Raw genomic sequence first — 22,215 nt, forward strand, 5'->3', positions numbered from 1 at the left:
AATCGGCGGTCTGGCAGCGTTGCAATTGGGGCAATGGCCGCTATAGTCCGCGCGAATTTGACCGAACCGGTCGCCTTCGAGGGCCTGACCGGTTTTCCCCCGTTTCCACGAGGATCGTCCGAATGTTCATTACCCCTGCGTATGCCCAGGCCGCGGGCGCCGGCGACACCAACAGCATGTTGATGTCGCTGCTGCCGTTCGCCCTGATCTTCGTGATCATGTACTTCCTGATTCTGCGTCCGCAGCAGAAGAAGGTGAAGGACCACGCCGATCTCGTGAAGAACATCCGCCGCGGCGACACCGTCGTGACCTCGGGCGGCCTTGTCGGCAAGGTCACCAAGGTCGTCGACGACGACCAGATCGAATTCGAGATCGCCGATGGCGTGCGCGTGCGGCAGATGCGCTCGATGGTCTCCGGCGTGCGCGCCAAGGGCGAACCGGCCAAGGAATCCAAGGATAGCGCCAAGGAAGCCGCCAAGGACGACGCCGCGTCGAAGTGAGTGCTTCCGCGAGTCTTTCCAGTCTCCTGATCTGACAGGTCCAGTCGATGTTGTATTTCACGCGGTGGAAGGCGCTCGGGATTATCCTGACGGCGCTGATCGTGTGCCTCTGCGCGGTCCCGAACTTCTTCCCCGAAGCGCAGGTCAAGACCTGGCCCGCCTGGGCGCAGCGCCGGCTGGTGCTCGGCCTCGATCTCCAGGGCGGCTCTTACCTGCTGCTGGAAGTTGATTCCGCCTATGTGAAGAAGGAACGGCTGGACCAGGTCCGCGACGACGTTCGCCGCACGCTACGCGATGCCAAAATCGGCTTCACCGGCGGCGTCACAATTCGCAACGATGCGGCCGAGGTTCGCATCACCAAGGACACCGATTTTCAGCCGGCGCTCGCCAAGCTGCGCGAGTTGGCCCAGCCCCTCGGCGGACTGATGGGATCCAGCGGCCAGCGCGACCTCGAGGTGACTGACGCCGGTGGCGGCGTGATCCGCCTGAGTATCCCGCAGGCTGCGATGCTCGACCGCATGCGCAAGACGATCGAGCAATCGATCCAGATCGTCGAGAAGCGCGTGAACGAGCTCGGCACCGTCGAGCCTGTGATCCAGCGTCAGGGCAATGACCGTATCCTGGTGCAGGTCCCCGGCCTTCAGGACCCGACGCGTCTAAAGGAGTTGCTGGGCAAGACCGCGAAGATGGAATTCCGCATGGTCGATCCCTCGGTGCCGCCGGACCAGGCGCAGCGGGGCGGGTTGCCGCCGGAAACCGAGTTCCTGCCGGCCGCCACGCCGCCGCCGACCGGTTACGTGGTCAAGAAGCAGGTGCTGGTTGCGGGCGGCGATCTGACCGATGCCCAGGCGACCTTCGACCAGCGTACCAATGAGCCGGTCGTCAGCTTTAAGTTCAATACCTCTGGCGCGCGCAAGTTTGCGCAGGCCACGCAGGAGAATGTCGGGGTGCCCTTCGCGATCATCCTCGACGGCAAGGTGATCTCGGCGCCCGTCATTCGCGAGCCGATCACTGGCGGGCAGGGCCAGATCTCCGGCAGTTTCACCGTGCAGTCGGCCAACGATCTCGCGATCCTCTTGCGCGCCGGCGCGCTGCCGGCGCCGCTGACCGTGGTCGAGGAGCGCACCGTCGGTCCGGGCCTCGGCCAGGACTCGATCGAGAAAGGTGAGCTTGCGGCCTATGTCGGCTCGATCCTGGTCATCATCTTCATGCTGCTGACCTACCGGTTGTTCGGCGTGTTCGCCAACATCGCGGTGGCCATCAACGTTGCCATGATCTTCGGCCTGCTGTCGCTGCTCAACGCCACGCTGACCTTGCCCGGCATCGCAGGCATCGTGCTCACCGTCGGTATCGCGGTGGACTCGAACGTGCTGATCTACGAGCGTATCCGCGAGGAGCTGCGCGGTGGCCGCAACGCGATTTCGGCGATCGATGCCGGCTTCAAACGGGCGCTCGCGACCATTCTCGATTCCAACATCACCACCTTCATTGCCGCCGCGGTACTGTTCTATATCGGCACCGGCCCGGTGCGCGGCTTCGCCGTGACGCTCGGCATCGGCATCATCACCACGGTGTTCACCGCCTTCACCATGACCCGGCTGATCGTCGCCTGGTGGGTGCGGTGGAAGCGGCCGCAGAGCGTGCCGATCTAGGAGCCTGATCGTGACTCACACCGTTCTCATCGGGCTCGGCGTCCTCATCGCCATCCTCACCGTGGTCGCGGCCATGGGTTGGCTGCCGTCGCTGCGTATTGTCCCTGATGATACGCATTTCGACTTCACGCGCTTCCGCCGCATCAGCTTCCCGATCTCGGCGGCGCTGTCGATCGTCGCCATCACGCTGTTCTTCACCCATGGCCTCAACCTCGGCATCGACTTCAAGGGCGGCACGCTGCTGGAGGTGCGGGCCAAGTCCGGTGCCGCCGACATCGCGGCGATGCGGACGACGCTGGATGGCTTGCGTCTTGGAGAAATCCAGCTGCAGCAGTTTGGCGGCCCCGAGAACGTCTTGATCCGCGTTGCGGAACAGCCCGGCGGCGACAAGGCGCAGCAGGATGCCGTGCAGAAGGTCCGTGACGCGCTTGGCGATTCTATCGAATATCGCCGCGTCGAGGTGCTCGGTCCGCGCGTCGCCGGCGAGCTGCTTGCCTATGGCATGCTGGGCCTGATGCTCGCGATCGTCTCGATCCTGATCTATCTCTGGTTCCGCTTCGAATGGCAGTTCGCGCTCGGCGCCATGATCGCCAACGTGCACGACATCGTGCTGACCATCGGCTTCATGTCGATCAGCCAGGTCGATTTCGACCTGACCAGCATCGCCGCACTTCTAACCATTCTCGGCTATTCGCTCAACGACACCGTCGTCATCTACGACCGCATCCGTGAAATGCTGCGGCGCTACAAGAAGATGCCGATGCCGCAGCTGCTCAACGAGTCCATCAACTCGACGCTGTCGCGCTCGATCATCACCCACTTCACCGTGACGCTGGCCCTGCTTGCGCTGCTGCTGTTCGGCGGCCATGCCATCCACAGCTTCACCGCGGTGATGATGTTCGGCGTGGTGCTGGTCGGCACCTACACCTCGATCTTCATTGCGGCGCCGATCCTGATCTATCTCGGCGTCGGCGAGCATCGCGAGGATGCGGTCGAGACGGCTACGCCGGCGAAGAAAAACAAGGCATGATCCGAACCGCATTGCCCTCGCATACGTTTGCGAGGGCAGTAAGCCAATTCGGACGACACTGATGGCCGGCGATCCCAACGCTCCGCATTTCCCGCGCTCGGCGCCGATCGATGCCTATGGCAAGGGCGGCTTCGCCTTCGCCGGCATGTCGCATCGGGGATCGCTGCTGTGCCTGCCCGACGCGATCTGGGCCTGGGACGTGACCGACCCGGCCAAGATCGATCGCTACTCGCTGGACCGGGTGTTCGCGGCCGCCAACAGTATCGACACGCTCCTGGTCGGCACCGGAACCGGCCTTTGGCTGCCGCCGCCGCAGCTGCGCCAGGCGCTCAAGGCGGTGAGGGTGGTGCTGGATACGATGCAGACCGGCCCCGCCGTGCGCACCTACAACATCATGATCGGCGAACGGCGCCGCGTCGCGGCCGCGCTGATCGCCGTGCCATGAGCAGCGTTTCGCCGCCGCCTGATACCGTGACCTTCTGCGCCGATCTCGTGCGCAGCCACGATTTTCCGCGCTATGCCGCGACCCTGTTCGCGCCCGCCGCCGAGCGCCGTGCGCTGCTGGCGCTCTATGCCTTCAACGTCGAGATCGTCCGCGTCCGCGACCAGGTCAGCCAGCCCTTGCCCGGCGAGATCCGCTTTCAATGGTGGACTGATCTGTTCTCGGGCCTCGTCCATGGCAGCGCCGAGGGCAATCCGGTCGCAGCCGAGCTGCTGCGTGCGGTGCGCGATTTCGGCCTGCCGGTCGAACCGCTGTCGCTGCTGGTCGATGAGCACCAGTTCGACCTCTACAACGACCCGATGCCGACGCTGACGGCGCTGGAGGGCTATCTGGCCGCGACGTCCTCGGCATTGTTCGGTCTGGCTGCCAGGATCATGGGCGCACCTGCCGATGCCGCTGAGCATCTTGCCCGCCATGCCGGCTTGGCCCAGGGCATCGTTCAGATCATTGCCAATCTGCCGCGCGATGCCGCGCACCGGCAGCTGTTCCTGCCGCAGCAGGTGCTGGCGGGTCATGGCTGCAACATGGAAGACGTGTTCGCCGGCAAGGCGACGCCGAACCTGCGTGCCGTGCTGGAGCAGCTTGCGGGCGAGGCACAGCAGCATTTGACCACGGCCATGTCGCTGCTGGCGGAGGTGCCGGCTTCCGTGCGTCCTGCGTTCCTGCCGCTGAGCCAGGTGCGGGCCGACCTCAAGCGCCTGTCACAGCCCGGGCGCAATCCGTTTACGCCGCAGCCGACGTCGCGGCTGCGGACGCTGTGGACGCTGTGGCGGGCTTCACGTTCCCGGGAATTTACCAAATAGCGGTTGGCTTATCGCGAGAGCCTGCCAAATGCTCTATGTTGTCCTATGGCTGAGTTGTCCCAAACCAATTCCTCAGATCTCAGCGGCCTTCCGGTCGCACCGGATGACATTCACGCAGCCGCCGAGATCATCCGCGGTGCCGTCGTCGAGACGCCCTGCAGCTATAGCCGCACGCTGAGCAACATCTGCGGCTGCGACATCTGGCTGAAATTCGAGAACCTCCAGTTCACCTCCTCGTTCAAGGAGCGCGGCGCGCTCAACCGGCTTACGGCGCTGGCGCCGGAGGAGCGTGCGCGGGGCGTGATCGCGATGTCCGCGGGCAACCACGCGCAGGGCGTTGCCTACCACGCCAAGCGGCTCGGCATCCCCGCCACCATCGTGATGCCGGTCGGCACGCCCATGGTGAAGGTCGAGAACACCAGGCATCACGGCGCCGAGGTGGTGGTGACGGGTGCGACGCTGGAGGAGGCGGCCGCGTATGCACGCAGCCACGGCGAAGCCCGCGGCATGATCTTCGTTCACCCCTATGACGACCCGCTGGTCATCGCGGGGCAGGGCACCGTCGGGCTCGAGATCATGAAGGCGGTACCGGAGCTCGACACGCTTGTCGTCCCGATCGGCGGCGGCGGCCTGATCAGCGGCATCGGCATTGCCGCCAAATCGATCAAGCCGTCACTGCGGATTCTCGGCGTCGAGGCCTGGCTCTATCCCTCGATGTACAACGCCATCCATGGCGGCACTCTGCCGGCGCGGGGTGATACGCTGGCCGAAGGCATCGCGGTGAAATCGCCGGGCAAGATCACCACCGAAATCGTCCGCCGCCTCGTCGACGACATTGCGCTCGTCAACGAAGCCGAGCTCGAACGCGCGCTCGCGACCCTGATCTCGATCGAGAAGACCGTCGTCGAGGGCGCCGGTGCGGCCGGCCTCGCAGCGCTGATGTCAGATCCTTCCCGCTTCGCCGGCCAGAAGGTCGGGCTGGTGCTGAGCGGCGGCAACATCGACACGCGGCTGATCGCATCCGTCCTCACGCGCGAACTGGCACGCGAGGGGCGGCTGACCCAGCTGTCGCTCGATATCCCCGACAGGCCGGGGCAGCTCGCTGCGGTAGCGTCGCTGCTCGCCGAAGCCGGCGCCAATATCATCGAGGTCTCGCATCAACGGACCTTCTCCGACCTGCCGGCCAAGGCGACGCTGCTGCAACTCGTCATCGAGACCCGCGACAGCGCACATCTCGACGAGGTCATGGCCAAGCTCAGTGCATCCGGATTGAGCGCGCGCTGCACCTGAGCGGTACGCGTGTCTCGCTATCGCGGCGCCAAGCCAGCGAGGAGATCGATGAGACGATCGATTTCGGATTCCGTGTTGTAGTAATGCGGGGACGCCCGCACGACCGGCGGCAACGCGCGAAGTTCGGCATCGATGCGCGTGCTCGACGGATGTGACGCGCCGATCGTGATGCCGGCGGCGGCAGCGCTGCTGACAATGGCATTCGCCTCGCACCCATCCATCGTAAAGCTGACGATGGCGCCTGGCGTACGTCCGAGGTCGCGAATGGTGACGCCGCGAATGGTGGCGAGGCCGTTGCGAAGACGGTCTGCAAGCAACCGGCAGCGCTGTTCGATAGGGCCGAGGCCGATCTCAAGGGCATAGTCGACAGCAGCGCCGAGACCAAGCCTTGCCGCGTAATTGTTCTCCCAGGTCTCGAAGCGGCGGGCATCGTCCCGCAGTTGATAGGTGTCCCGCGAGACCCAGGGCGCCGCGAAGTGATCGATCATCGGCGGCTCGAGCTGCTGTAGCAGCGCCCGGCGGACATAGAGAAAACCGGTGCCGCGCGGGCCACGGAGGAATTTGCGGCCCGTCGCCGATAGCATGTCACAGCCGATCGCTGCGACGTCGACCTCCATCTGTCCAACCGCCTGGCAGGCATCGAGCAGGTAGGGGATGCCGTGCGCCCGCGCGATCTTGCCGACGGCCGCTGCGGGATTGACCAGCCCGCCATTGGTCGGAACCCAGGTGATAGCGATCAGTTTGACGCGCGTATCGATCATGCGTTCGAGCGCGCCGACGTCGAGCTCGCCGCTGGCATCGCTCGGCACCACGTCGATGACCGCGCCCGTGCGCCTGGCGACCTGAAGAAAGGCGACATAGTTGGCGGCGTATTCCGCCTCGGCGGTCAGGATGCGATCGCCCTTGGCAAATGGCAACGCATAGAACGCCATTTGCCAGGCAACCGTCGCGTTCTCCATGAGGGCGATCTCGTCTGGCGCGGCATTGAGTAGGCGAGCCACCGAGCTGTAGACCGCTTCAAGGCGATCGGACTCGCGGTCGGCAGCGGCGTAACCGCCGATCTCGCTCTCCAGATCGATATGCCCTTTCATCGCCGCGATGACGCGCGTCGGCATGAGAGCGGCGCCAGCATTGTGGAGATATGCGAGTCGGGAGGCGGCCGGCGTGTCTGCACGAATTCGGTCGATATCGATCAACAACGCCTCCGCTCCTCGCGATCTTCATGCATGAATTAGACGCGTTGAGGAATGCGAACAAGATGTCCGGCAGCAATCAGATGCAGAGGCCGAGCAGCCTGATGTGGCAATTGCTGGATTTGGATTGGGATTTCGGCTTGCTCGCGGGGGCGACCTCGCGCTTCACGGCGACCAGCGGCTCGGCGTCCTTCTTGCCTTTGCCCTTACCCTTATCCTTGCCTTTGGGCTCGTAATCGCCGGCGATCACCATGGCCCAATAGGTGCGCTTGCCGCTGGCATTCTTGGCGCTCGCGATGCCGACGCGGGAGGCATTGTGCAGCAGCAGGTTCTTACGGTGGCCGGAGGAGTCGATCCACTGTCCCAGCGTCTTCTCGAAATTGTCGTAGCCGTAGGCGATGTTCTCCGCTGCGCGCCCGGCACCGGCGGGCGCGACGCGCCGGTTGAATGGGCCGAGGGCGTCGTGGCTGAGGTCGTCCTTTGCCGCCATCGCCTTCGCCTGGTCCATGGCGATGCGGTCGAGGGTGGAATCACGCGCGACGCGGACCTCGCCATGCTTGAGGCGGAAGCTGGAGATCTGCTCGGCCGGGGATTCTGCTTTGGCGGGGGTAGCGGCCAGCAGCAGGAGGCCGGCGATCAGGCCGCCAGCCACACATTGCATCATCGTCCCCCGAGTGCCCATACTCCCGCCAAGCCTGCCTATGCTTGCCCGCTTCTCTATCGCCAATGTGGACGCTTCAAGGCGCGGCCCATCAGCCCGCCGGCAGGTCCGCCTCGAAATTGAAGCGGTCGCGCAGGTTCTTGCGCTGTTCCAGAATGTCCTTGAGGAAGGCGCGGTCCTGGTCGTTCTTCATCATCGGCTCGATCAGGTCGAGCTGGTTCATGGCGACCAGTTGCAGGATCTCGGTGCGCGGCTTGCCGCTGGTGTCACGCGGCAGCGCGTGGACGACCTGGATGTGTTCCGGCGGCTTCGGGCCCTTGGCGGCGGTGAGCTCATTGCGGAGCTGGCCTTCGAGCGTGGCCTGATCCGCCTCGACGAAGGCGTAGAGCCCGACGCCAGAGCGCCGATCGGCAAACGCGACGATCGCGGTGTCGCGCACCGCCGGATTGTTGCGGATCAGTTCCGCCAGCACCGGCGCATCGTTGACCAGCCGGCGGCCGCCGCCTTCGCGGTCGGTGAAATTGAACAGGCCGCGCGTGATCGCGCGATAGACCTTCTTGCCGGTTGCGAGCCACAGGCTCGCGGCGAAGGATTTTTTGGCCAGGATTTTTCGCTCGCGTGGCGTCAGCGCTTCAGGCGCGTAGGAGCGCTTGTGCTTGAGCAGATGCCGGAGGTCCTCATAGGCGAGGATGCGGTAGAGCCGGCCGCGGCGGTTGAAGCAGGCCGCAAGCTGGAAGTCGGTCACATAGGCACGGCCGTCGCGGCCGACCAGCCAGTTCTGTTCCTTGGCGAGATCGTTGTGGCAGATGCCGGCGCGGCGCAACCGGCGCAGCGCCGCCTTGGCCGAGCGGAAATAGGCGAGGTCGCCATGGGGCTTCGCCAGGTGCAGCGCGACGCCGTCGACGAAGCCGCGGGCGAGCGCGCGGCGGCCGGCCCACAGCAGCTCGGGACCGACATTCAGGCCTTTTGCAAGGGCGAGTGCGTGCTTCTCGCGGGCGAACAGATGGCGCGCCAGGGGGAATGACCACCACGGCACTTCGTCGAGCCGGCGCAGCACGGCATCGACCTCGCCGCTGTCGGCGCGAAAGCGGCCGCGCTCGACGGTCGAGAACACGTCGCGCTTGAGCAGCACGCCTTCGGTCCAGCGCGCCGAGAGTGTCGCGGCGTCGTCTTTGGGAAGGTTCATCGCAAACTCACGCGGCGGCGGCAATGCGCAGATGATCGGCGATCCAGCGATCGAGATCGGCGAGCGCCAGCGCGCTCATCGCCTGCTTCTTGGCCACCGTCTTCTCGTTGCCGCGCAGGCGCGTGCCGTCGGGCTTCTTCGTTGGCGCGGTCGCAAGCGGCGGGAACAGGCCGAAATTGATGTTCATCGGCTGGAACGAGCGCGTGCCCGGCTCGATGGTCTCGATATGGCCGCCGGTGATATGGCCGAGCAGAGAGCCCAAGGCCGTTGTGCCCGGCGGGCTGGCCAGCGTTTCGCCGCGCGCGTCGGCTACCGCATAGAGGCCGGCGATCAGGCCGACGCTGGCGGATTCCACATATCCCTCGCAGCCCGTCATCTGGCCGGCGAAGCGCAGCCGCGGCTGCGCGCGCAGGCGCAGTTGGCTGTCGAGCAGCTTCGGTGAATTGAGGAAGGTGTTGCGATGCAGGCCGCCGAGGCGCGCGAACTCGGCCTTCTCCAGCCCCGGAATGGTGCGGAAAATGCGCTGCTGCTCGCCGTACTTCAATTTCGTCTGGAAGCCGACGATGTTGTAGAGCGTGCCGAGCTTGTTGTCCTGGCGCAGCTGCACGATCGCGTAGGCCTTCGTGGTGGGATCGTGCGGGTTGGTCAAGCCGACCGGCTTCATGGGGCCGTGGCGCAGCGTCTCGGGCCCGCGCTCCGCCATCACCTCGATCGGCAGGCAGCCGTCGAAATAAGGCGTGTTGGTCTCCCACTCCTTGAACTCGGTCTTCTCGCCGGCGATCAGCGCGGCGACGAAGCCGTCGTACTGCTCCTTGGTCATGGGGCAGTTGATGTAGTCGGCGCCGGTGCCGCCGGGACCGACCTTGTCGTAGCGCGACTGGAACCAAGCCACCGACATGTCGATGGATTCGCGGTGCACGATCGGCGCGATCGCGTCGAAGAAGGCGAGCGCGTTCTCGTCGGTCAGTTCGCGGATGGCATCCGCGAGGGCTGCGGAGGTGAGGGGGCCGGTGGCAACGATGACGTTGCTCCAGTCGGCCGGCGGCAGGCCTGAAACCTCGCCGCGGGCGATCTCGATCAGCGGATGCTCGTTCAGCGTCTTGGTGACGGCGGCCGAGAAGCCGTCGCGGTCGACAGCCAGCGCGCCACCCGCTGGCACCTGGTTGGCGTCGGCCGCGCGCATGATCAGCGAGTCGAGCCGGCGCATCTCCGCATGGAGCAGGCCGACAGCGTTGTTGGCGGCGTCGTCCGAGCGGAACGAGTTGGAGCAGACGAGTTCGGCGAGCCCGTCGGTGCGGTGCGCCTCGGTCATGCGGTCCGGCCGCATCTCGTGCAGCACCACGGGCACGCCGGCCTTGGCGACCTGCCAGGCGGCCTCGGAGCCGGCAAGGCCTGCGCCGATCACGTGCACAATATTCGATTGGGGTCCTGTCATGGGGCGGACAGGTAGCGCTTTTCGGCGGTCAGTGAAATCGCCGAGATCGAATTTTCTGCCACTGAAAACGACAGCGCCCGCACGAGGCGGGCGTTATCGGTTCGACCGGTTAAGGGCTGAACGATATCAGCCCTGGTACTGACCGGCGGCAACGCGCGGGATGTCCGAGCGATCGAGGCCGATATCGGCCAGTTCGCGATCGCTGAGCTGGGACAGCTCGGCAACATTGCGCTGATAGTCGCGGAAAGCCTGAACCATACGGATAAGCGAGAGCAGCATTGGTAGTCTCCTGTAGTTCGATTCAACCCTTGCCCGGGCCTCATCGTTGAAATGAATATAGATGGGAGTGGTGCAGTGCGAAAGTTCCGATGTTGCGATGCAGCTAAGCGGTGAGCGCATGGCATCGGTAAGGACCGATTAACCTCTTGGCAGTCCTGCCCAACAGCTGGGCGGAAGCCCCCGTGTATTGCAATAAATGTCCGTGAAATCACGGCCTTATGACAATTCCTACGGTTCCGCTGATGGTGCAAATAAGTTGCGTTCTCGTGGCCCGCAAGGCGAAGCGGCAGCTTGTAAGCCCAAGTCTCGCATGCGTGATTCGCATGAACGGCCAATTGTAAGAGTGATTATATATTCATATCATGGGATCTGTTCCGACTCGCGAGGAGAAGGAGCCAACCGCGATTCGCCCGACCGGGGCTGACGAGATTCATCGTAGCGACCGCGGCGAAGCCGGATATTTCGGTCCATCCACGAGGCGCATGTGTGCCGTCGCACGGCCGTCGGCCATACATGGAGGCTCGATGCGCGCGTGTTCTGGCCCGAGATCGACCGCATGAATCGTTGGTGCGGCGCACACACGCCGAGCGTGCAATCGTCTTATTACCAAGTTGTAATGAAAATCAGAATTTTCGCATGCGGCTCTGCACGGCGCGCAACATCACGCAATTCTCGCGGGGAATTTATTGCGGCAAGTTGCCGCGTCCGGAGGAAAGTCGTGTCGCGGATTTCGGCAATGTCGCCGAGTCTGTCCCAAGAACAAGAGAAGGAAAGTAATATCATGACGAAGTTACTCGGGGTTATCGCAATTGCCGCCGTCGCATTCGCCGTCGCGCCGGCCCAGGCCGCCAAGCACCACGCCATGGGCGGCTGCAGCGGGGCCAATCTGGAGAAGACCGAGACCGCGATCGACAACATGGCCGACGGCGACAGCAAGATGGTCGCCCAGAAGGAGATCGCGGCGGCGCAGGACTCGCTGCTCAACAGCAAAATGGGTGCGTGCGGCATGCACCTGAACAAGGCGATGCACGCCACCATGGGCAAGTAAACGGGTAGGTCAACGCAATCCAAGTGAGGGCCGGTCGCCGGGCGATCGGCCCTACGCGTTTGGTCGAACGCTATTTAAGGAGCGCGTGCGAGCTGGGTGGCGAAATAGGCGATGGTCTTGGAGTAGACCTCGCTCTTGTTCCACTGCTGGAGCACCGCAAAATTCGGAGCGCCAGGCTGCCAGTCCTTGCCTTTCTGCCAGCCATAGCCGGCGAGATAATTGGCGGTGGAGGCGAGCACGTCGGGCGCGTTGTGCAGGAGATCGCGCTTGCCGTTGCCGTCGAAATCGACAGCATACTTCATCCACGACGAGGGCATGAACTGGGTCTGGCCTAGCTCGCCGGCCCAGGCGCCCTTCATGTCGCCGGGCGCGAGATCGCCCCGCTGGACGATGCGCAGCGCATCCAGCAGCTCCGCGCGAAACTGCTCGGAGCGGCGGCAGTCATAGGCCAGCGTGGCGAGCGAGCGGATGGTGGCGAACTTGCCGGTGTTGACGCCGAAATCGGTCTCGAGACCCCAGATTGCGACCAGCACCTCGCCCGGCACGCCATAGGTCTGCTCGATACGCGACAGCACCGAGCCGTATTGCTTCATCATGTTGGAGCCGCGCGTCATTCGCGGCGGCACCATGCGGCCGGAGAACTCTTCAAAAGTCTGGGTGAAGACCTTTTGCGACTTGTCACGGTTGAGCACGCCCTGGTCGAGCGTTACGCCGGCAAGCCCCGCTGCAATGGCCTGCTGCGAGATGCCCTTGGCGGCGGCGTCGGTTTTGAAGTCCGCAAGCCAGGCGTCGAAATTGCCCGAGCCGCAGGCAACAGCGGCAAGGGCCGGCTGGGCGGACAGGATGGATGCGGTGAGGGCGAGGGCTGCGAGAGCGAGACGAGAAATCGTCGGGGTCATCAGATGAAATGGATTCCGTGAAGTGATCTGACCGGCGGGCGCAATGTCGATTGTAACCGCGGCCAAAGCAAGGCGTATGACAGCGCACGACCCTGCCCAAGCCGAGCCCGGGCAGGACCGCCTGTCACGAGTTCGTCAGGCGTCCGTCCGATTGCGCCAGGGGAAGAGGTTGGCGGGGAAGTCGGCGGCCGGCTTGCGTGGACGATGCGGCGGGGGCGGCACCGGACGTGCGCCGGGATCGGAGACGATCACCTTGCGGTAGAGATGCCAGGTGGCGTGGCCGAGCAGGGGAATGACGACGGCGAGGCCGAGGAAGGCGGGGATGGTGCCCAGCGCCAGCAGCACCGCCACGATCAGGCCCCAGGCCGCCATCGGCACCGGGTTCTTTGCGACGACGCGCAGCGAGGTCACCATCGCCTCGAACGCGCCGGCATGGCGGTCCAGCATCAACGGGAACGACACGGCGCTGATGCAGAGCGCGGCAAGTGCGAACAGGAAGCCGGTGCCGCAGCCGACCACGATCAGCCACCAGCCTTGCCGGGTCGTCAGCACGCGCGTCGTGAAATCCGAGATCCCGGAGGCGCCCTCATAGCCGAACGCCGCGACATAGATCGCCTGCGCGGTCGCAACCCAGGTCACGAACAGAGCGAGCAGCAGCGTGCCGAGGCCGAGCATCGCGCCGAACGAAGGCGAACGCAGCACCTCCATGGCGTCCCAGGCGCTGGCCTCTTCATAGCGTTCGCGACGGCTGGAGAGCTCGTAGAGACCGAGCGCCGCGAACGGGCCGATCAGGGCGAAGCCAGCGGCGAGTGGAAACAGCAATGGCAGCACCGAATAGCCCATCGCTACGCGCGCGATCACGAGGCCCAGCACGGGATAGATCACGCAGAGGATGATGGCGTGGCTCGGAACCGCCTTGAAATCGTCCCAGCCGCGCTTGAGCGCGTCGTGCAGGTCGGACAGTTGGATGGTTCGGATCGCAGGTCCAGCCGCATCAGTGGGCTGGCCTACAGTGGGGACATTGCCCTGGTATAGTGTGGCCATGGTCGCTAGCTCCCTTGCCGGGCAGCCGAATCCGGCGCCGGCAAACGGCGCAAGCGGCCGCTCTTCTCTGAGTTTCGCGATTCCAACCAGACGCGAATTCCGGACGGGCTCGCGAGTTGAATGCAAAGGCTACTCTCAATTCCGAGTCCTGTCCCTCACGCTTGGGTGAAATTCGATGCCGCGGTGCAACCTCAATGTGTCATTCGGTCGTCATTTCGCCGCAGATAAGCTGATGCTGGTCGTGGGTTCGCAGAACTCCGCGGGCGCAACGCAGTAACTTCGTCTATAAGTGCCACTCAAGGCCCTTCCAACGGATCCTTTTCGGGGAGCAGACATGAGCATTTTCGGGAAAATCATGGGCGCGATCTTCGGCAGCCATCCGGCTTCCGCCGCACCCGCAGGCAGCGCACCGGCCGGCGCCGCGCCGAGCGGATCGGCGCCGTCGTCGGCTCCCGCTGCGGCGCCCGCCGCAACGGTGGACGTTGCGGCCATCGTCGACGCGGCCGTCGCCGCGCACAAGGGTGAGAAGCTGGAGTGGCGCACCTCGATCGTCGACCTCATGAAGGCGCTCGAGATCGACTCCAGCCTTGCCGCGCGCAAGGACCTCGCCAAGGAGCTCGGCTACAGCGGCGACATGAACGACTCGGCCAGCATGAACGTCTGGCTGCACAAGCAGGTGATGTCCAAGCTCGCCGCCAATGGCGGCAAGCTGCCGCCGGAAATCAAGCACTGACCGATCCTCGGTCGTTGCCAGGGCCCGCGCTTGCGCGGGCCCTTTTATGTCAGGCGACGAGGTCCGCGTCCTCCGGATGCTTGTCGAGATAGTCGACGACGAAACCGCAGCCGGCGATCACCTTCCTGCCGTCGCGTCGGATCAATCCCAGCGCGCCCTTGACCAGCTCGGAGGCGATGCCGCGGCCGCGCAGCGCGCGCGGCGTCTCGGTGTGGGTGATGATCACGGCCGACGGCGTCAGCCGGTAATTGGCGAAGGCAAGCTCGCTGCCGACATCGAGCTCGAAGCGGCTTCTGTCCTTGTTGTCGCGTACCGATGCCGCCATGCAAGATCCTCCGATGCGTCCTCGTGGCTGCAGTGCGAAGACAAGCCTCGCTCTGCGAGCATGATGCAGTGACCACAAATAATCCTCGACATTGCTCTTGCAAGTTCCACGCGTGGTTCCCACGTCCTTGACAGGACATACGCCCGAATGCGGCCGGCAGGCTCGTTGGACATTCGGAGTGTCATGATCGCCAGCCGCAGACGTATGCCTCTTTCGTAGGAGGTTACGATGTCGGACTTTGGTTTTTTGAATACTCATAGAACATGGGAAGACTGGTGCGGGATGCTGCTCGGCGCGCTGATCGTCGTTTCGCCGTGGTTTCCCGTTCAGGAGCAACCGACGATCGTCGGGCACCAGACGATGATCCTGAATGCAGTCGCGGTCGGCCTGGTCGTGTTTGGCCTCAGCCAGCTCGAATATGTCGCGCTGCAGCGCTGGCAAGAGGTGATGACGATCCTGATCGGGCTGTGGCTCAGCGCCTCGCCTTACGTTATCGGCTATTCCGGCGAAGGCTTTCTTCGCGTTTATCACACGAGCCTCGGCGCGGTGGTCGTGCTGCTCGGCATACTCCAGCTGTGGCAGGACTGGGATCTGAATGACCAGGACATGCTCAAGCATGGACAATAGGCCGTAGATATCGACAGGCCCGCCGGCTACGGGTGGCGGGCCTGTGGTGCTCTTATCTCGTCACGAGATCTGCATAATCCGGGTGCTTCTCGATCCACGCCTTCACGAACGGGCACTCCGGGACCAGCTTCAGGCCGGCGGCGCGGACCTGGTCAAGCGCGCCTTGCACCAGTTTTGAGCCGACGCCCTTGCCGCCGAGCTCCTTCGGCACGTCCGTGTGCTCGAACGTGATGACGTTTCCGTCGAGCTTATAATGCTCGGTTGCGAGATGGCCCTCCACTTCGAGTTCGAAGCGGTGATGGGCCCTGTTGTCGATGACGTCGCTCATGTCGTCTCCGGTCAGCTCTTCAGCGAATCCGTCAAGGAGATATGGTTCAATCGCTCGCTTTGGCGAGCCTTGCGTCTTCCGTCTGCGGCTGCGGGCGGAGGCAGCCCTGGCAGATGACGAGGGAGCGGTTGACCCTGGCGTCTCGCTCGGCCTCGATGCCGTCCTGCGCCTGCCACCATTCCCTGGAATAGGGCTGAAGTCCGGCTTGCGACCTGGTGCGTTCGGAGCCAACGGCAGCGCGCGTTGCGCGTGAGGCATCGCCGGGCCGATTGGGATCTTCGCCGGCGCCATCCCAGGCATAGCGTGTCGGCTTGAAGGCGGGATCCGAGGCGAAATGGGCTTGCGGAGCCACGGCACATCCGCCTAGCGCCAGCGACAACAGCAGGAAGGCGGGCGCTTTGACCATGATGCGGCACTCTGTACGCGGGGACTGATGAAGGTTGCGCCGATCATGTTTAAAATTCCCTGAACGCTACGAGTTGTGCTGGCGACAAACCCGCATGCGCTATCTGATCCTCCTGCTCGCCCTGTTCGCCACGACTGCGCGTGCCGATGATGCGAATCCGTTCAATTTCTCGAATTATCCGCCCGGCGTGCAGAAGGCTGTGCGCTACGCCAATGAGGAATGCGAGAGCCAGGGTGGTGGCGCGGTGAGCTTTGCAGCGAATACGGTGCGCAGGATCGACCTGACCGGCGATGGCCGCGACGACTACATCGTCGATTTCAGCAACACCAAATGTGGCGAGCGCGAGACCACCTACTGCGGAACCGGCGGCTGTGTCATGACCATCTTGGTGACGCTGCCGGACAGAAGCGTACGCCAGGTATTCGACGGTTACGTCCGCAGCTACGCGATCGTTGCGCCGCCGATGAAGCGCGGCGCCCCGCGGACCATCCGTTTCGATCTGCATGGCAGCTATTGCGGCGGCTTTGGCGCGCAGGCCTGTGTCAAGCAGAAGGCCATCACGACGACGCCGTTTGCGTTTTCGCAGCCGTAGAGCAGGGGCGCGGCCATCGGCCTTGCGATGCCGGAGGCGATCGCGATAAATGGGCTGCAATGAGCGGACGGCTCGCACGCCACCGCACCCGAAGAGGAAGCCCCATGCAGCCCCTGCGCATGTCCCGCCGCGTCATGAATCTCGCCTACATGCTGACCCAGAATGCGCGGCGGCATGGGGCGCGTCCCGGCTTCGTCTGGGGTGACAGATCCTGGACGTGGCGCGAGATCGATGCGCAGGTCTCGGCTCTGGCCGCGGCGCTCGCCGCGCGCGGCATCGCCAAGGGTGACCGCATCCTCGTCCATTCCAAGAATGGCGACGAGATGTTTGTCTCGATGTTCGCCGCGTTCCGCCTCGGCGCGGTCTGGGTGCCCACCAATTTCCGTCTGATGCCCGATGAGGTCACCTATCTCGCAGAGGCCTCCGGCGCGAAGGCGTTTCTGTGCCACGTGGATTTTCCCGAGCACGCGGCGGCGGTGACCGGCGGGGCACTGGAGTTCACCTGGAGCATCGACGGCAAGGCCGCATTCGGCGAGCGCCCGGTGGCCGATGCCATCGCCGCGAACGCTGGCAGCGTGGTCGAGAATGTCGCTGTCGAGCACGACGATCCCTGCTGGTTCTTCTTCACCTCGGGTACCACCGGCCGTTCCAAGGCCGCGGTGCTGACCCACGGCCAGATGGGTTTTGTCGTCACCAATCATCTCGCCGATCTGACGCCCGGCGTCACTGAGGATGATGCCTCGCTGGTGGTGGCGCCGCTGTCGCATGGCGCCGGCGTGCATCAGCTGGTGCAGACCGCGCGTGGCGTCTGCACCGTGCTGCTGCCGACGGAAAAATTCGATATCGACGAGGCTTTCCGCCTGATCGCAGCGCATCGGGTCAGCAATCTCTTCACGGTGCCGACGATTCTGAAGATGATGGTCGAGCATCCCGCCGTCGACAAATACGATCATTCCTCGCTGCGTCACGTCATCTATGCCGGGGCGCCGATGTATCGCGAGGACCAGAAGGCCGCGCTGAAGAAGCTCGGCAAGGTCATCGTGCAGTATTTTGGCCTCGGCGAGGTCACCGGCAACATCACGGTGCTGCCGGCGGCACTGCACGATCTCGAGGACGGCCCGCATGCCAAGATCGGCACCTGCGGCTTCGAGCGCACCGGCATGCAGGTCTCGATCCAGGACGACGAGGGCCGCGAGCTCGGGGCGAACCAGAGCGGCGAGATCTGCGTGATCGGCCCTGCGGTGCTCGCCGGCTACCACGACAATCCCGAAGCCAATGCCAAGGCGTTCCGCAACGGCTGGTTCCGTACCGGAGATCTCGGCCACATGGACGAGGAGGGCTTCGTCTACATCACCGGACGGGCCTCCGACATGTACATCTCCGGCGGCTCCAACATCTATCCACGCGAGATCGAGGAGAAGATCTTGACGCATCCCGCGATCGGCGAGGTCGCGGTGCTCGGCGTGCCCGATGCGACCTGGGGCGAGGTCGGCGTTGCCGTTTGCGTTCCGCGCGACGGCGAGAAGGCGGTGAGTGAAGCGGAGATGGCCGCGTTTCTGTTGCCGAAGGTGCCGCGCTACAAGATGCCAAAACGGTTCTTCTTCTGGGAGGCGCTGCCGAAATCCGGCTATGGCAAGGTGCCGAAGCGCCTGGTGCGCGACGAGCTCGAGGCGCGCGGGCTGCTCGATCTCGACAAGACCAAGACGGGCTGAGCGCAGAGCATGCGGAATATCAAGCAGCCGGGCGCGCCCGTCACTGAGCGTATCCAATGGGTGGAGGCGAGGGGGCGCGCCTTCACGTTCACGCTTGAAGCAGGCCTGCCGCTGCTCGAAGCTGCGCGCCGCGGCTTTGCGGGCGAGGGATTTGCCGGCGGCGTGTTGAACTTCGGCAGCGGTGCATTTGGGCCGTTCGCCTATGTCATGCCGGCACTGTCGAAGACCGGGGAGAACGCCGCGTTCTACAGCGATACGTATCGGCCCGCGGGCGTGACGCGCACGAGGCTCGGCAGCATGACGCTCGGCATGCGCGACGGTGCGCCGTTCTTTCATTGCCATGGGCTGTGGAGCGAGGCGGACGGCAAGGCAGGCGGCGGCCACATGATGCCGGACGAGACCATCGTCGCCGAGCCGTTCGAAGTTGAGGCGTTCGGCCTCGATGGCGCGATGTTCACCGCCGAGCCTGATCCGGAGACGAACTTCAAGCTGTTCGGACCGGTCGCGGCCGCGAGCACCAGCGTGCGCACGACCAGCCGCGCCTTCGCACTGCGGCTGCGGCCCAATCAGGATTTTGCCGGTTGCCTCGAGGGCTTTTGCCGCGCGCACGGTATCGCGCGCGCGAAGATTCGCGGCGGCGTCGGCTCCACGATCGGTGCGCGTTTCACCCATGGCGGCGTGACCGAGCCGTTTGCGACTGAGCTCGCGATAACGGCCGGGACAATCGCAGCTGGCTCCTCCGGCGGGCTGGAGGCTGCGCTCGACGTTGCCCTGATCGACTACACCGGTGGCATTGCAGAGGGCCGTCTGATCCGTGGTGACAATCCCGTGCTGATGACCATGGAGCTGGTGCTCGAGGTGCTGGGCTGAATACCGGCGCGCGATCATCGCAACTTGGCAATGGCCAGGTACGCCGCGTCACTGATCCCCGAGCTCGATCCCTGAAAGAGGTTGAGCAGGGGAGATTGAACCTGGCCGTTGATCTGGTTGTTCTTGACGTCATACATGGCGGAGAAGCGGTTCATCAGCTTCGCGACCTTCGCGGGATCGGACAGATCCTTGATCTTCATGAACTTGTCCACGAACTTGGCCTGCTGATCGATCGGCATCGCAGCCATCGAATCCGGCAGATTGAAGGTGGTACGGAACACCTCCGAAAGCGCCTTGTCGGCCAGGATGTCGTATGCGGAGGTGATGTCCCCCGCTTTTCGCTGGAAATAGAGCGCCAGTCGCACGCCGGGATTGGTATCGCCCTGCTGCTGCTCCAGGCTTTGCTGAACATAGTTCGCCTGCGTTTCCCGGAATTGATCGCGCTTCTGCGGACCCATCATCGGCAGGCGCGCGACGTTGCCCTTGCTGTCGAAATTGAACGACGCAACGATCTCGGCAAAGCGTGGATCGCTCTCGGTGTTGGCGAAGCTCTTGGGATTGTTCAAATCGGAGGCGAAGATCTTCTCGAGATATTTGTCGCTGACTTTCCGGGGGTCCAAACCCTTGGCCAGCAGAATCAAATCGACCATCGGCCTGTTTGCAAGAAGATCGGAAACGCTGTCGATGCCTGCGATCGCCTGCTGATACTCCGTCGCATCCTTGGTGGCTTGGGCCCGGACTGCCTTTTGCTGCTGAGGGCTCGCCGTGCTTGCGCTCTTCACCGCTTGAATGACGTAGTCCTTCGCAATCTGGAGGACTTCAGCGGAGTCCTGCGCCACCAGGGGCGTGGTCAGATTGCCCTTTGCATCGAAGTTGAAGGCGTGCGCGAGCTGAACGTATCGATTGTCCTTGAGAGTATACACGTAACTCTTGGGGTTGCTGAGGTCGCTTTCGAGAACAGCCTTGATCGTATCTTGCGAGACCTTTGCGGGATCGAGGCCGACGGCGCCAAGCGCAAAATCATACACGTTTGGCGTCGATAGAAACGCCTGGAGTGAATTGATCTTGAGGAGGTCCGTTCTGAACTGCTTGATCGCCAAAGCTTCGTAGATCGGGCTTGCTGCCGTATAGACGGCGGCCTTGCTGTCGTCGAACCGCTTTGTCGTGTTCGTGATATTTGCAGCAGTCTGCGCGGAGACACCTGGCGGAAGCGATCCGTCAGGCGAAAACTCGAATGCGCCGGCCAGATCTACAAAGTTGCCGATCGTCGCGATCTGGTTGCCGAGGTCGGAAACGCTCTTCGTATACGTCTCCAAGTGATATTTCTCGACCAGGATCTGGACGTTCAGCTGGGCCACGTCCGCGCCCGGTTGCGAGAGTTGGGCCGTGTAGTCGGCGATCTTCGTATTGGTGGCGCTCACGTCCGATTTGGCCTGCGTGAGCTGGGCGTTGAGGCCGCTCAGTTGCGACGTGAAAGTGGTGCTGACGTAGCTGTTGGGATCGGATGGGTCGCTGCGCAGGACCTGGCTGATTGTGTCGCGTGGCCACTTGCTTTCGTCGATCCCGAAGGCCGAATAGACATAGTTGCGAAGACGGTCGTCGTTCAGCAACTGGTCTGCGCTCGTGATGCCGCCGATTTTGGAGTTGTAGTAGGTCTTGTCGCTGGCAAGAGCATCGACCTGGCTCTTCTTGGTCGCCGTGTACAGGCCGATCATCTCGTCGGTCTGGTTCTCCGATTGCGCAACCGGCGTCGCTGTCCCTTTGAAGGAAAATGCCGCGGCGAATTCCCGGTAGCGCTTGTCCACCAGCTTGTTGACGAAGCTGTTTGAGTCGTTGAGGTCGCTGTCCAGCACCTTTTTCATGAAGGCCTTGGCGTAGGCCATGTCTTCCAGGCCATACGCCTTCGTCGCAAAATGATAAAGGCGGTAGTCCTTCATGAAGTCGTCGACGGTCTTCACCTTGCCGATGTTGGCCTTGTAATAGGCCTCCTCTCGCGCCACGTCCGGCTGCTGTTCGACCCGCGCCAGGGACTGCTTGAGATTGCGCGTGATGTAGCTGTAACTGAAATAGGTTGATACCATCGCGCATTCCTCGCGGCTTACTGTCCCGGACGTCCGTCAATCATTGCCGGGGTCGCGAGGTGGGAGCTGGCCTCATGCCAGCAACCTGTCCGTAGCTCCGTCGTCTTAATTTGCACCCGGTGACGGACACCGGCTTTGTTTCAATTTGTTTCCGTATGTTTCTCAAATGCAGCTTTCGCGAGGGTTGTGTTCTTGATATGTTCCGATCGAGAGATGGATCGGATTAATGGGTTGGAAGCCGGGCATGAGCCGAAGAAGCGGTCGAACGATCAACCTGCCGGCGCCTTACCTGAAGCGGGTCTGGCTCGACGCCTCGCAAGTTCACGATCGCGGGGCCTACCCGTTCTGCCTGCCGATTTTCCCGGATGATTTCGAGCTCAACTTCGAGACCGCCATCACGATCATCGTTGGCGAAAACGGCACCGGAAAGTCGACGATCCTCGAGGGGATCGCAGCGCTCGCCGGCTACGACGATGCCGGTGGCGGCAAGGGTTACATGCCGGTCGACCATTCCGAAGCGCGCGAGAAGATGGGCGGTCAACTTTCCCGGGCCTTGCGCGCAAGCTGGCTGCCGAAGATCACAAATGGCTGGTTCTTCCGTGCCGAGAGCTTTTTCTCGGTGGCGCGATACCTGGACAAGGCTGCGCGCGACGCCGGCCAGGTCGGCCCCGACTTCCTGTCGCACTCTCACGGCGAAGGTTTTCTGCGTTTTTTCGAGGAGCGCTGCCAGCGCCAGGGGATTTTCATCTTCGACGAACCGGAATCCGCGCTGTCGCCGGCGCGCCAGATTGAATTCCTCAAGCTTCTGCGTCGTATGGAAGATTCCCGCATCTGCCAGGTGATCATGGCGACCCATGCGCCGATGCTGATGGCCTATCCCGGCGCTCGGTTGCTGCGGCTGGGCAAATACGGCCTGGAGCCGACGACGGTGGAACAGACCGATCACTACCGGGTGATGCGGGAGTTCTGCGACGATCCGCACGGGTTCGTGGAAGCGACGCTGGGGGAATAGGCGAGGG

General features: G+C 63.6%; 24 protein-coding genes. 13 read left to right on the plus strand and 11 right to left on the minus strand.

All coding sequences use genetic code 11. From position 1 onward, the window contains the following. The first annotated feature begins 122 nt into the window (after positions 1–122). The 6 genes from yajC to B5V03_RS17890 all read left to right on the plus strand — a co-directional run bounded on the left by yajC (position 123) and on the right by B5V03_RS17890 (position 5,777). Positions 123–500, plus strand: a complete 378-nt coding sequence (gene yajC / locus B5V03_RS17865; RefSeq protein ID WP_129271719.1) for a preprotein translocase subunit YajC — start codon at positions 123–125, stop codon at positions 498–500. A gap of 47 nt (positions 501–547) precedes the next feature. Next, on the plus strand, positions 548–2,152 hold the full coding sequence (secD, locus tag B5V03_RS17870; RefSeq protein ID WP_129271720.1) for a protein translocase subunit SecD: 1,605 nt from the start codon (positions 548–550) through the stop codon (positions 2,150–2,152). A 10-nt stretch (positions 2,153–2,162) separates the two neighbouring features. After that, positions 2,163–3,182, plus strand: coding sequence for a protein translocase subunit SecF (gene secF, locus B5V03_RS17875; RefSeq protein WP_129271721.1), 1,020 nt, complete (start codon positions 2,163–2,165; stop codon positions 3,180–3,182). 61 nt (positions 3,183–3,243) lie between these two features. Continuing rightward, complete coding sequence (locus B5V03_RS17880) at positions 3,244–3,627, plus strand: Mth938-like domain-containing protein (protein ID WP_129271722.1); 384 nt, start codon at positions 3,244–3,246, stop codon at positions 3,625–3,627. Continuing rightward, a complete protein-coding gene (locus B5V03_RS17885) occupies positions 3,624–4,487 on the plus strand; it encodes a phytoene/squalene synthase family protein (protein ID WP_129271723.1) in 864 nt (287 codons plus the stop codon). The genes B5V03_RS17880 and B5V03_RS17885 overlap by 4 nt, the downstream gene beginning before the upstream one ends. A 45-nt stretch (positions 4,488–4,532) precedes the next feature. Then, entirely contained in the window at positions 4,533–5,777 is a 1,245-nt protein-coding gene (locus B5V03_RS17890) for a threonine ammonia-lyase (RefSeq protein ID WP_129271724.1), read from the plus strand. 17 nt (positions 5,778–5,794) lie between these two features. On the opposite strand, the gene B5V03_RS17895 is transcribed toward B5V03_RS17890, so the two are convergent. The 5 genes from B5V03_RS17895 to B5V03_RS17915 form a co-directional block, all read right to left on the minus strand. Then, the gene (locus B5V03_RS17895; protein WP_129271725.1) at positions 5,795–6,973 is read right to left on the minus strand and encodes an aminotransferase class V-fold PLP-dependent enzyme; all 1,179 of its coding nucleotides are present in this window, start codon (positions 6,971–6,973) and stop codon (positions 5,795–5,797) included. Positions 6,974–7,049: 76 nt separating this feature from the next. Further along, positions 7,050–7,631, minus strand: a complete 582-nt coding sequence (locus B5V03_RS17900; protein ID WP_164988098.1) for a CAP domain-containing protein — start codon at positions 7,629–7,631, stop codon at positions 7,050–7,052. Between the two features lie 91 nt (positions 7,632–7,722). After that, positions 7,723–8,817, minus strand: coding sequence for a serine/threonine protein kinase (locus B5V03_RS17905; protein ID WP_164988099.1), 1,095 nt, complete (start codon positions 8,815–8,817; stop codon positions 7,723–7,725). Between the two features lie 7 nt (positions 8,818–8,824). After that, positions 8,825–10,252, minus strand: coding sequence for a methylenetetrahydrofolate--tRNA-(uracil(54)-C(5))-methyltransferase (FADH(2)-oxidizing) TrmFO (gene trmFO, locus B5V03_RS17910; protein ID WP_129271728.1), 1,428 nt, complete (start codon positions 10,250–10,252; stop codon positions 8,825–8,827). Between the two features lie 126 nt (positions 10,253–10,378). Next, a complete protein-coding gene (locus B5V03_RS17915) occupies positions 10,379–10,531 on the minus strand; it encodes a DUF1127 domain-containing protein (protein WP_092028666.1) in 153 nt (50 codons plus the stop codon). Between the two features lie 718 nt (positions 10,532–11,249). Here B5V03_RS17915 and B5V03_RS17920 point away from each other — a divergent pair. Continuing rightward, positions 11,250–11,579, plus strand: coding sequence for a hypothetical protein (locus tag B5V03_RS17920; protein ID WP_164988100.1), 330 nt, complete (start codon positions 11,250–11,252; stop codon positions 11,577–11,579). Between the two features lie 74 nt (positions 11,580–11,653). On the opposite strand, the gene B5V03_RS17925 is transcribed toward B5V03_RS17920, so the two are convergent. Both B5V03_RS17925 and B5V03_RS17930 read right to left on the minus strand, forming a co-directional pair. Continuing rightward, positions 11,654–12,478 (minus strand): lytic murein transglycosylase, encoded by an 825-nt coding sequence (locus B5V03_RS17925; RefSeq protein WP_129271729.1) that lies wholly within the window; start codon positions 12,476–12,478, stop codon positions 11,654–11,656. 135 nt (positions 12,479–12,613) lie between these two features. Then, a complete protein-coding gene (locus tag B5V03_RS17930) occupies positions 12,614–13,522 on the minus strand; it encodes a DUF2189 domain-containing protein (protein WP_129271730.1) in 909 nt (302 codons plus the stop codon). A 334-nt stretch (positions 13,523–13,856) separates the two neighbouring features. Here B5V03_RS17930 and B5V03_RS17935 point away from each other — a divergent pair, with 334 nt between their 5' ends. Next, complete coding sequence (locus tag B5V03_RS17935; RefSeq protein ID WP_164988101.1) at positions 13,857–14,255, plus strand: DUF3597 domain-containing protein; 399 nt, start codon at positions 13,857–13,859, stop codon at positions 14,253–14,255. Between the two features lie 49 nt (positions 14,256–14,304). Here the strand turns inward: B5V03_RS17935 and B5V03_RS17940 are convergent, their stop codons facing one another. After that, positions 14,305–14,580, minus strand: a complete 276-nt coding sequence (locus B5V03_RS17940; RefSeq protein WP_129271732.1) for a GNAT family N-acetyltransferase — start codon at positions 14,578–14,580, stop codon at positions 14,305–14,307. Positions 14,581–14,808: 228 nt separating this feature from the next. Between B5V03_RS17940 and B5V03_RS17945 the strand changes: the two genes are divergently transcribed. Then, on the plus strand, positions 14,809–15,207 hold the full coding sequence (locus B5V03_RS17945; RefSeq protein ID WP_129271733.1) for an SPW repeat protein: 399 nt from the start codon (positions 14,809–14,811) through the stop codon (positions 15,205–15,207). A 52-nt stretch (positions 15,208–15,259) separates the two neighbouring features. Here the strand turns inward: B5V03_RS17945 and B5V03_RS17950 are convergent, their stop codons facing one another. Together B5V03_RS17950 and B5V03_RS17955 are read right to left on the minus strand one after the other, a co-directional pair. Next, positions 15,260–15,535: a GNAT family N-acetyltransferase gene (locus tag B5V03_RS17950; RefSeq protein WP_129271734.1), complete on the minus strand. Its 276-nt coding sequence runs from the start codon at positions 15,533–15,535 to the stop codon at positions 15,260–15,262. A 46-nt stretch (positions 15,536–15,581) separates the two neighbouring features. Further along, complete coding sequence (locus tag B5V03_RS17955) at positions 15,582–15,941, minus strand: hypothetical protein (protein ID WP_129271735.1); 360 nt, start codon at positions 15,939–15,941, stop codon at positions 15,582–15,584. A gap of 94 nt (positions 15,942–16,035) precedes the next feature. Here B5V03_RS17955 and B5V03_RS17960 point away from each other — a divergent pair, with 94 nt between their 5' ends. The 3 genes from B5V03_RS17960 to B5V03_RS17970 all read left to right on the plus strand — a co-directional run bounded on the left by B5V03_RS17960 (position 16,036) and on the right by B5V03_RS17970 (position 19,115). After that, complete coding sequence (locus B5V03_RS17960; protein ID WP_129271736.1) at positions 16,036–16,533, plus strand: hypothetical protein; 498 nt, start codon at positions 16,036–16,038, stop codon at positions 16,531–16,533. 104 nt (positions 16,534–16,637) lie between these two features. Continuing rightward, positions 16,638–18,245: an acyl-CoA synthetase gene (locus B5V03_RS17965; protein ID WP_129271737.1), complete on the plus strand. Its 1,608-nt coding sequence runs from the start codon at positions 16,638–16,640 to the stop codon at positions 18,243–18,245. Positions 18,246–18,254: 9 nt separating this feature from the next. Next, a complete protein-coding gene (locus B5V03_RS17970) occupies positions 18,255–19,115 on the plus strand; it encodes a PCC domain-containing protein (protein ID WP_129271738.1) in 861 nt (286 codons plus the stop codon). Between the two features lie 14 nt (positions 19,116–19,129). Here the strand turns inward: B5V03_RS17970 and B5V03_RS17975 are convergent, their stop codons facing one another. Next, positions 19,130–21,196, minus strand: a complete 2,067-nt coding sequence (locus B5V03_RS17975; protein ID WP_129271739.1) for a DUF1217 domain-containing protein — start codon at positions 21,194–21,196, stop codon at positions 19,130–19,132. 244 nt (positions 21,197–21,440) lie between these two features. Here B5V03_RS17975 and B5V03_RS17980 point away from each other — a divergent pair, with 244 nt between their 5' ends. After that, the gene (locus B5V03_RS17980; RefSeq protein WP_129271740.1) at positions 21,441–22,208 is read left to right on the plus strand and encodes an AAA family ATPase; all 768 of its coding nucleotides are present in this window, start codon (positions 21,441–21,443) and stop codon (positions 22,206–22,208) included. Positions 22,209–22,215: the final 7 nt, after the last annotated feature.

The sequence above is a fragment of the Bradyrhizobium betae genome (genome assembly GCF_004123905.1).
In the GTDB taxonomy this organism is placed as follows: domain Bacteria; phylum Pseudomonadota; class Alphaproteobacteria; order Rhizobiales; family Xanthobacteraceae; genus Bradyrhizobium; species Bradyrhizobium betae_A.